Genomic DNA, 7,881 nt, shown 5'->3' with positions numbered 1-7,881 from the left:
TGTGTGCACGTGTGCATAAAAAATCTCCCGGATTCCGTCAAGGTGTCCGGGAGATTTTTTCTTTTAAAGACTGCTGATTGCTTTCCTGATATTATCTCGCATATTGTCTGTGACATGGTTTGTATAATGTTCAGTCATATTGATATGAGTGTGGCCGAGCCGGTACTGAATAGCAGGTAGAGGAACGCCGGCATCCAACAGCATTGTTGCATGGGTATGCCTGAGAGAATGAAAATCCCAGTTCTCAGAAATGCAAGGGCATTCTTTGCCGGCCTTGCCGTGGATGACTCTGCCGACATGCTGCATGATTCTTGGCTGGATAAATGTGCCGTTTTCACGGGCCATGATCATATGGACAGGAGTACCGTCTGTGCCGAGTGAGCCGCTATTGTACAAATGATCGGATTGATCAGGGACGTATCCGGACACGCAGAGCTGTGTATAGTATTCGGCATAATATAATCTGGCTTTGTTCTGATGGGCTCGTTCACGCCGGAGCAGGTTGACGATGGCATCATCAATGTCAATTGTCCGGAATGAATTGTACTTTGGATCTGTGAAGGTCCATTGCTTTGAAGTATTGCTCATCTGCACCTGGCGATTGACAGACAATGTTTTAGCTTCAAAGTCGATGTCTTCCCACATCAGACCGAAGACTTCGCCGAGCCTGAGGCCGCAGTGATAAGCAAGCATCAGAGGGATATGCGCTGGCTGGCTTTCTGGAAATCGCTCTATAATCGCCTGCCATTGTTCCGGGGTAACAAGTTCTTTGGGTTTCTTTCTTGTCGGGACTTTTGGCTTTATACGGTCACTTTGGATATCAACATAGATCATAGGTGATTGGCTGATGTATCCGTCTTTTACTGCTTCTTTTAAGGCTCCAGACAGGATACCTTTGAGGACAGCCAGGGAATTCCGGCTGTATCCCTCATTGAATTTGTCATCCATGAATTTCTGCAGAACTGGATGAGAGAGCGCTTTTAATTTATACTTACCGAGTTCCGGGATGATCATCTTGTCTATTTTCTTCCGGTATGAATAGATAGTGGTTTCTTTGCAATGTGTTTTGCAATAACTATTCAACCAGATATTAAAATAATCAGAAACAGATATTTCTGAAGGTTTAAAAGTCAATCCTGTTTCGTTGTATTGTGCCAGGGCTTTGATGCCGGCAGCTTCCGCTTCTTTCTTGGTCTTAAATCCACTTTTTGAAAACCATTTACGCTGCCCATTCTGGGAAGCTAACTGAAATCGATACTGATAGAATTTACCACGTTTTGTAACGTTTATCTTTGCCATAATATCACTCCAATCCGGCTCGATGTCGAGCCTAAAAAAGGTATAAAAAATACACCTGTACGGTGCCGGATTTTTGTGATACAATACATTTGTCTAGGATGTATTGTGTCACAAGCTCCGGCTTGTACAAGAAATCTAGGTAAAACCGTTCGGTGCTGGTAACACTGGGCGGTTTTGCTATTTTGTTTTATTAAACGAAAAAAGCCCCGTATTTCTACGAGGCTTTTAATTAGTGCTCGCCAGTTGTCTGGGAGCTGTGTCTTCTATACTGCCGGTTAACGGCTGTGTTTTAGCGTACTTAATTATAACCTCATTATATGCATTTGTCAATAAAAAATGTACAGATTTAATCAAATTTAGCTTGACAAAATTAGACATTTTTACGTCCAGTAAAATTTTTAATCACTTCGTTATCAATCAAATCAAGTTTTTCATTAGATAGTTTGACATTGCTTAAAATGTCAAAATTGGTTTTGGGGTCATAAATTCGAATTTTGCTGATAGTACGAATTTGTTTGACCAGAGCAATACTGCCCATTTTCATCTTAGACACTTCATCCTTCATGCGACCAAACATATCAGCTTCTTTTTTTAATTTATTAACCTTACTGTGGAGCTTGTTAAATTCTTCTAGTGGCGCATCATCGGCAAGTGTATCTAACGATTTCGCTAATTCCTCCAATTCTGATTCGATTTTTTTCTGAGTAAAAGAAATTTTAGAATTTAAATTTGTAAAAAGTTCATTACCCAAATCAATTTCACCTGGTCGGAGATGTTCCAGATCGGTTTTCTTTTTGATAGAAGTGAGAGGAACGACTGTAAGGACAGGAGAGTTCCTGGAGTTATCCTTTTCTACAACTACACAATAATGTAAACCGCCTTCTTCGCTTCCAACGTTGTAGCCTAAATGTACTTTCACAATTTCCCCGCGCTTGTATCTTCTCAAACTTGATGCATTGAAATTTTGCTCATATTCAAGAAATTTGGTCCAATCTTTTATCCAATAGCTTAATTTGTCAGCTTTGCTTTGAATTTTCGTATTGGGATCCGTTGCAAGCTTGGTAAGATAATTATCAATTTTAGATAACGCTTGATTTTTGTGTTTGATTAATTCTTGCGTTGTTAGTGTTCTTCCCATAGTATTTCTCTTTCTTGTGAATAAAAATAGTTTGTAAAGTAGACAAGCGTTTATTTGTACTGGATTTCGTAAGATGCTGTTTTGTATGTTACCATTGTACCGTCGGGTTCGTTGGTGTCGTACTGGACAACTTCGACTTTATGTGTGCCTTCTGCTAAGGCATCTTTTTCAAGGGTGATGCCGCACTGAGCGTCTCCCAACTGTTCTTTAGTGTTCAGCATGCCGTCAATGTAGATGTAGGACAACTTTGTATTATCGAAGTCACTTGTGTTGACATCCATCTGATCTGTTACGATGTCAGATGATTCGAACAATACAGGGATGTTTCCGTTTTCGGATGTACCGCCTGCAGTGTTCAGGTACATTGTGCCGGCACCCATGTCTGAATAATCTCCATCTGGCAAATCTTTGCCGGTATCAGCGGAAGCTGCTTCGCTGCCGGCTTTTTCAAAGACGAATGTGACATCACCGGATTTTAATGTGAACATATTGTCTTCAAGGCTGTATGTATAGTCAGTGCCTTCTACAGACATCTTGCCATCGCCCCATGTGCCGGTTAATTTTTCACCGACATTCATCATCGTTACAGTTCCGTCTGCATCTAATGTCAGGTTTGTATTATCTGCAGTTACTCCCATGCTCTCAAGTGTTTCTTTTACAATTGCTTCATCAGATCCGGACTGAGAAGAGTAGATGGTATAGTATCCAACTTCTGCAGGTGTTTCTGATTCGGCTGCAGTTTCAGGTGCTTCAGTAGATGCAGCACTTTCTATCGCAATAGATGTCTGAGCCTGAGTTTCTGCTGGAGCAGATGTTTCTTTTTGCGTTCCACCGCATGCCATGATTGACATGGACATAGCTACAATGACCATAGCAGTTGTGATTTTCTTATTCATAGATCATATCCCCTTTTTATTAATAGTGACAACTTGGTGACAGTTTTTATTTTGAAAGTGTCATCGTCAAAGCCGCATGAATACTGGCTTTTTTACTCTGATGACAGAAATGACAGTTTTTTTGAAGTTAGTTTATTTTTTTGAGATTTTCTAAAAATCTTTAGAACTTGAAAAAAACTGTCATTTCTGTCATAGCTACCCGCAAACCCGCATAAACACTGGGTTTTCTTGATGACAGTTTTCATTTTAAAACTGTCATTTTCTGTCATAAAACTGTCATCGAATAATCAAAACTTTCTTCTCGGTTCGATGGCTGCCAGAACGATCCCGAATGACTTATTAATTGTGGCAGGTTGGTGGCAGCTTTGTGGCAGGTTTTGTTGAAGCATCTGCCACGCCTAAACCCGCATAAATACTGAACTTTTTTGATACCGTGGCAGCTGTGGCAGTTTTTTTGAAGTTTATTTTACTTTTTGAGATTTTCAAAAAATCTTTAGGAGTTAAAAAAAGCTGCCACATCTGCCACACTTTGCTGAAAGCCGCATAAATACTTGGGTTCCAGCGTGGCAGTTTTTTTCTGAAATCTGCCACAACCTGCCACCGAATAATCAAACCTCATTAACAATTCTAACGAACCTTGCTGTTGGTGACAGCTTGGTGACAGTTTGGTGACAGTTTTTATTTTAAAGCTGTCACGCGCAAAGCCGCATAAATACTGGCTTTTTTACTATCGGTGACAGATGTGACAGGTTTTTTTAAGTTCATTTAATTTTTTGAGATTTTGAAAAAATCTCTAGGAGTTGAAAAAAGCTGTCACATCTGTCACGCTTCGCTGGAAGCCGCATAAACACTGGGTTTTTTGGTGACAGCTTTTTTTTGAAATCTGTCACAACCTGTCACCAATCTGTCACCGAATAGTCTAAATGTCAAATGGGCAGGCTATCAGCAAAGGAGATGATAGCTGTGCGCATTCTTTTACAGGATTACCGATCTGTTTGATTCTCCATACAAATAACCGCAGAACAGTACAGTTGCTTCAAAAAGTGTCCGAGATCTCGGACGATTGCCCGGATACAACCCATTTCTCTCCAAAAAGTAGGATAATAATAGTGTAACCATTAATATTCAATATACGAACGAATGTTCTTGACAATGATACAGAATATGTTATCATGATATCAGAACATACATTCGAACGAAGGAAAGAGGGGCGTATACATATGAAAAACATCAGCACTTTTGAAAAAATTGTGGAAATTCTAAAACAAATGAACGAACGACAACTGAATCTTATTCTTTCTTTCGTTCGGAATCTCATGTGATTCCATTGATTAAGGAGTAGGTTTGTCCTGCTCCTTTTTGTCTACCAATAAGAGAGCAATTTTTTCAAGGGATTCCCAGTCTGACTCATCCAGCGCGCTTAACATAGCAATGAATCTCTTTTTAAAAGAGTCTTCCTCTGTTCGCAATGCTTTGGCAACGAATGCTGCTATCTCTTCATCTCTGGTCATCTGGATGAACATTTCACCTTCGCCGGTTCGGAGCCAGTCTTCGTTGACGTTGAATTCGCGGCAGATCAGAGAGATGACTGCATCGCTTAATGCACTTTTCCCGACTTCATATGATCCTATGTTGCCGCGTGATATTCCTAATCTATCAGCAAATTCTTGCTGTGTCAGATCAAGTGTCTTCCTTAATTTCTTCAGACGTTCGTTCATGTTTCTCACCTCCTTAAGTTCATAATGCCATTGTACGCCATGAATTACATAATGTCAATAGAAAAAGTTGATATTCAACAAAAAGTGGAAAATCAACAAAAAGGTGTTGACAAAAGAGGAATATCAACATATAATTGAGGCATATCAACAAACACAAACGCAGAAAGGAGAGATTGAATGATGTCTGAGAGAGAAAAGAAGATTCTTGAAACATTAACAACAGCGCTTCCATCAATGTCCGAATTTGATAAGGGCTACCTGATGGGAAAAGGGGAAGCCATTATGGACATGAAGCGTGCAGAGAAGAAAGAAGAAGAAAAATGTATTGGAAGAGGGGAGGGATAGGAGGATGAAATCATTTAAATTGATAACAGCCATAATAACTCTTATCATCGTGGCTGTTATCAAAAGTTTCTTTCTAACGGAACTTAATCATTATGAAAGCAGTTGCTTGTTTATGCTCATGTATTTGTGTGTAAGTAGATTACTTGAAGAGGGATGATATGAAGGCTTTTATTTCATTCGCATACATACCCAGGAAGTAAGTGATAATCCAGCCAAATATGTTGACTATTTTTGAAGAAATATTGCCGAGATTAAAACCTATTGCTGAAAAAATAGCGCTAGGCAAAGAAAGTAAGGATTTTAAAGCATTGAAGGGATTGAAGGAAGCTTTAAAATCTCTTGTTAAAAAGTTGCGCCGCATTAAAAGCTCATTGTATATATCTGCAGAAGCATTATAGGTGTCTAAATCAGAGCTTCCATATGAAAGTGTTGGGGAGCAGTAGCTTGTAAATTTAGAAATTTCAGGATATTGAGCCAACAACTTATATAAATGAGCATTGTAATCAGGCGTCTTAATAAGTGTTTCTTCGTAAAAATCTATCGCTTTTAGGGTGGCGGAGAACAAATAATCCTGCAACGTTTGAATGCAAGAAGTTATTTGCTGCAGGTTTCTCCAACTCTTAATAATTGAGTGTATGTATACGATAATAAACAAAATTAAAAGATATTTTAACAAAGCGTTCACCCTTTCAATATTCGATAGGATGATTATATCAAGTAAATGCTTAAAGAACAAGCATCATTGGAAGAGGGGAGGGATAGGAGAATGCAAAGATTAAGCGGTCCAAACAGTGTAAGGGCAATACAGGTAATTGAAGTAAAGGCAAAAAGAGGTCTTGGAATAAAAGGAGACCCAGTACGCGAAATAACGCAGTACTGGGATATGAATGGAAACTTCCTGGCTGAAAGAGACAGCGATCAATCATTGCTTGCTGATCAGGTTATGTGGGAATCAGAGCGCTTAAACAATATCATTAAGAATTGGTCACAAAGCCAGCAGCTTCATCACAAGTAAGCTCATACTCAACAAAGGCGATGGCAGCGTTCAGAAAACGTTTCATATCTTGAACATTGTAATTTTCATGTTTTTTTACATAATGTGTTTCGTCATTGCCTAACCATGTAGCTGCTTTTGCCAGTGTTTTAAATTTATTGTCATTAATAAAATCATCAATACATTTGCTGAGAGAAGATTTCTCTATATCTTCCTGAGCTTCAGGATGCTTAGATATAGCATAATCTTTTATTAAAAATTCAAGAGCCTTTCGATAGCCAATACCGCACAGCTCTTTTAATTTAGAATTTTCAGCAATTTCGGCCTGATGATAAATCTTCACGAATTTAGGGGATAAAGAAGAAAGAGCATTAGAAAATGATTTCGTAGATTTTGGTGAAGGGTATAGGACGTAATAATGACTACTATATTCGCCGAAATATTCTTCATGGCATTCGTAGTCTGCGAAAAAGGCATTCTCACATGAAGGGCAGAAAAATACGCTGTATAAACGAATTTGTTTGAAATTGTCAATAAAATAGCTAGAATAACGGGGGATTAAAGAATATGCAGTTGAACAGTGTGGGCATTTGTTAGGTATTTCTATTTCAAATTCACGAGTGTCATTAGGAAAATCAGGATGCAAATTATATGCGTTAACATGAGTGGTCATTGAATCAATCCTTTCGTCATTTGTTAGGAAAATTATAGCAGAATCAATGAATGTTTACAAGGATGTCCTCTGTTTATATAAAGGAGGAGTAGAAAATGGAATTAAAAAGATATGGAGAAATTCGAGAAGAATCAAAGAAAGCAGTACAGGATTTTCTGAATAATTTGCCTGAACATTTTACAATGATGCATCTCGAAGTACTTAAAGTTACTTTTCAGGAAGAACTTGAAAAGAAGGTGTCTGATTTGAAGTTAAAGACAAAGTTATGGTAAGTCGGAAAGAAAGGCAGGGATAAAAATGACAACTGTTGATGAGGTATTAACCGTTAAGGAAACAGCGAAAGTATTAAGAACAAATACAAGTTTTGTGTACCAGCTGATTAAAAAAGGATTTCTTCCAGCATTGAAGCTGGGGCAGCTGAAGGTCAGAAGATCGACTCTGATGAACTTTATTGAGAGCTGTGAGGGTAAAGATTTTTCAGATCTTGACCATGTGAAGGACCTTGAATTTGAAAAGATTACGGAGGAAGAGAAATGTTGTTAGCGAATGATAAAACCTTGCAGGAGTTAGAGAATAGAGAGATCAGTGTTATTGACTGTATCTCCAATAAGGCAGTGCTGGTAATGGGCAGCGCCGCAGAGAGATATGCCATGATCAACACAATCCTGGATTCTATCAGGGTAGACTTTCCGGAAGACCAGGTAAGAGATGAAGACGATCCGAGATATATTCTCAGGTCGGTTGAGCATGACGGTATCTGGTACCCGAATTACGAGAGAGAAGGAGCGAAAGAAGATTCTGTAGTAATCGAGGTGTGA

12 protein-coding genes are annotated in these 7,881 nt (G+C 38.8%); 5 read left to right on the top strand and 7 right to left on the bottom strand.

Features of this window, described 5'->3' with window-relative positions:
- Positions 1–63: 63 nt before the first annotated feature.
- The 5 genes from WMO25_RS02290 to WMO25_RS02270 form a co-directional block, all read right to left on the bottom strand.
- Positions 64–1,299: a site-specific integrase gene (locus WMO25_RS02290; RefSeq protein ID WP_349083863.1), complete on the bottom strand. Its 1,236-nt coding sequence runs from the start codon at positions 1,297–1,299 to the stop codon at positions 64–66.
- A 370-nt stretch (positions 1,300–1,669) separates the two neighbouring features.
- The gene (locus tag WMO25_RS02285) at positions 1,670–2,437 is read right to left on the bottom strand and encodes a type II toxin-antitoxin system PemK/MazF family toxin (RefSeq protein WP_349083861.1); all 768 of its coding nucleotides are present in this window, start codon (positions 2,435–2,437) and stop codon (positions 1,670–1,672) included.
- A gap of 50 nt (positions 2,438–2,487) precedes the next feature.
- Positions 2,488–3,333 (bottom strand): hypothetical protein, encoded by an 846-nt coding sequence (locus WMO25_RS02280; RefSeq protein ID WP_349083860.1) that lies wholly within the window; start codon positions 3,331–3,333, stop codon positions 2,488–2,490.
- 339 nt (positions 3,334–3,672) lie between these two features.
- Positions 3,673–3,924 (bottom strand): hypothetical protein, encoded by a 252-nt coding sequence (locus WMO25_RS02275; RefSeq protein ID WP_349083858.1) that lies wholly within the window; start codon positions 3,922–3,924, stop codon positions 3,673–3,675.
- A gap of 740 nt (positions 3,925–4,664) precedes the next feature.
- Entirely contained in the window at positions 4,665–5,051 is a 387-nt protein-coding gene (locus tag WMO25_RS02270; RefSeq protein WP_349083856.1) for a helix-turn-helix domain-containing protein, read from the bottom strand.
- Positions 5,052–5,228: 177 nt separating this feature from the next.
- Here WMO25_RS02270 and WMO25_RS02265 point away from each other — a divergent pair, with 177 nt between their 5' ends.
- Positions 5,229–5,396, top strand: coding sequence for a hypothetical protein (locus WMO25_RS02265; RefSeq protein ID WP_349083854.1), 168 nt, complete (start codon positions 5,229–5,231; stop codon positions 5,394–5,396).
- A gap of 139 nt (positions 5,397–5,535) precedes the next feature.
- Here the strand turns inward: WMO25_RS02265 and WMO25_RS02260 are convergent, their stop codons facing one another.
- On the bottom strand, positions 5,536–5,973 hold the full coding sequence (locus WMO25_RS02260; RefSeq protein WP_349083853.1) for a hypothetical protein: 438 nt from the start codon (positions 5,971–5,973) through the stop codon (positions 5,536–5,538).
- A gap of 144 nt (positions 5,974–6,117) precedes the next feature.
- Here WMO25_RS02260 and WMO25_RS02255 point away from each other — a divergent pair, with 144 nt between their 5' ends.
- Positions 6,118–6,411 carry a hypothetical protein gene (locus tag WMO25_RS02255; protein WP_349083851.1) on the top strand — a complete coding sequence of 98 codons (294 nt, stop codon included), beginning with the start codon at positions 6,118–6,120 and terminating at the stop codon, positions 6,409–6,411.
- Here WMO25_RS02255 and WMO25_RS02250 read toward each other — a convergent pair.
- Positions 6,371–7,063: a DUF4145 domain-containing protein gene (locus WMO25_RS02250; RefSeq protein WP_349083849.1), complete on the bottom strand. Its 693-nt coding sequence runs from the start codon at positions 7,061–7,063 to the stop codon at positions 6,371–6,373. The two genes, WMO25_RS02255 and WMO25_RS02250, sit on opposite strands and share 41 nt — an antisense overlap.
- Positions 7,064–7,158: 95 nt before the next feature.
- Here WMO25_RS02250 and WMO25_RS02245 point away from each other — a divergent pair, with 95 nt between their 5' ends.
- Genes WMO25_RS02245 through WMO25_RS02235 form a run of 3 tightly spaced genes read left to right on the top strand, consistent with a single transcriptional unit; the run spans position 7,159 to position 7,881 of the window.
- Positions 7,159–7,335, top strand: a complete 177-nt coding sequence (locus WMO25_RS02245; protein WP_349083847.1) for a hypothetical protein — start codon at positions 7,159–7,161, stop codon at positions 7,333–7,335.
- 25 nt (positions 7,336–7,360) lie between these two features.
- A complete protein-coding gene (locus WMO25_RS02240) occupies positions 7,361–7,606 on the top strand; it encodes a helix-turn-helix domain-containing protein (protein ID WP_227082183.1) in 246 nt (81 codons plus the stop codon).
- Positions 7,597–7,881 (top strand): hypothetical protein, encoded by a 285-nt coding sequence (locus tag WMO25_RS02235; RefSeq protein WP_349083845.1) that lies wholly within the window; start codon positions 7,597–7,599, stop codon positions 7,879–7,881. Before WMO25_RS02240 ends, WMO25_RS02235 begins: the two co-directional genes overlap by 10 nt.

Source organism: Coprococcus intestinihominis (assembly GCF_040096555.1).
In the GTDB taxonomy this organism is placed as follows: domain Bacteria; phylum Bacillota; class Clostridia; order Lachnospirales; family Lachnospiraceae; genus Coprococcus_A; species Coprococcus_A intestinihominis.
This window is presented reverse-complemented; position numbering and strand designations above follow the sequence as displayed.

Coding starts and splice junctions, on each gene's coding strand:
- WMO25_RS02290 (WP_349083863.1), bottom strand. CDS start 1,299: ATGGCAAAGATAAACGTTACAAAACGTGGTAAATTCTATCAGTATCGA.
- WMO25_RS02285 (WP_349083861.1), bottom strand. CDS start 2,437: ATGGGAAGAACACTAACAACGCAAGAATTAATCAAACACAAAAATCAA.
- WMO25_RS02280 (WP_349083860.1), bottom strand. CDS start 3,333: ATGAATAAGAAAATCACAACTGCTATGGTCATTGTAGCTATGTCCATG.
- WMO25_RS02270 (WP_349083856.1), bottom strand. CDS start 5,051: ATGAACGAACGTCTGAAGAAATTAAGGAAGACACTTGATCTGACACAG.
- WMO25_RS02265 (WP_349083854.1), top strand. CDS start 5,229: ATGATGTCTGAGAGAGAAAAGAAGATTCTTGAAACATTAACAACAGCG.
- WMO25_RS02255 (WP_349083851.1), top strand. CDS start 6,118: ATGCTTAAAGAACAAGCATCATTGGAAGAGGGGAGGGATAGGAGAATG.
- WMO25_RS02250 (WP_349083849.1), bottom strand. CDS start 7,063: ATGACCACTCATGTTAACGCATATAATTTGCATCCTGATTTTCCTAAT.
- WMO25_RS02245 (WP_349083847.1), top strand. CDS start 7,159: ATGGAATTAAAAAGATATGGAGAAATTCGAGAAGAATCAAAGAAAGCA.
- WMO25_RS02240 (WP_227082183.1), top strand. CDS start 7,361: ATGACAACTGTTGATGAGGTATTAACCGTTAAGGAAACAGCGAAAGTA.
- WMO25_RS02235 (WP_349083845.1), top strand. CDS start 7,597: ATGTTGTTAGCGAATGATAAAACCTTGCAGGAGTTAGAGAATAGAGAG.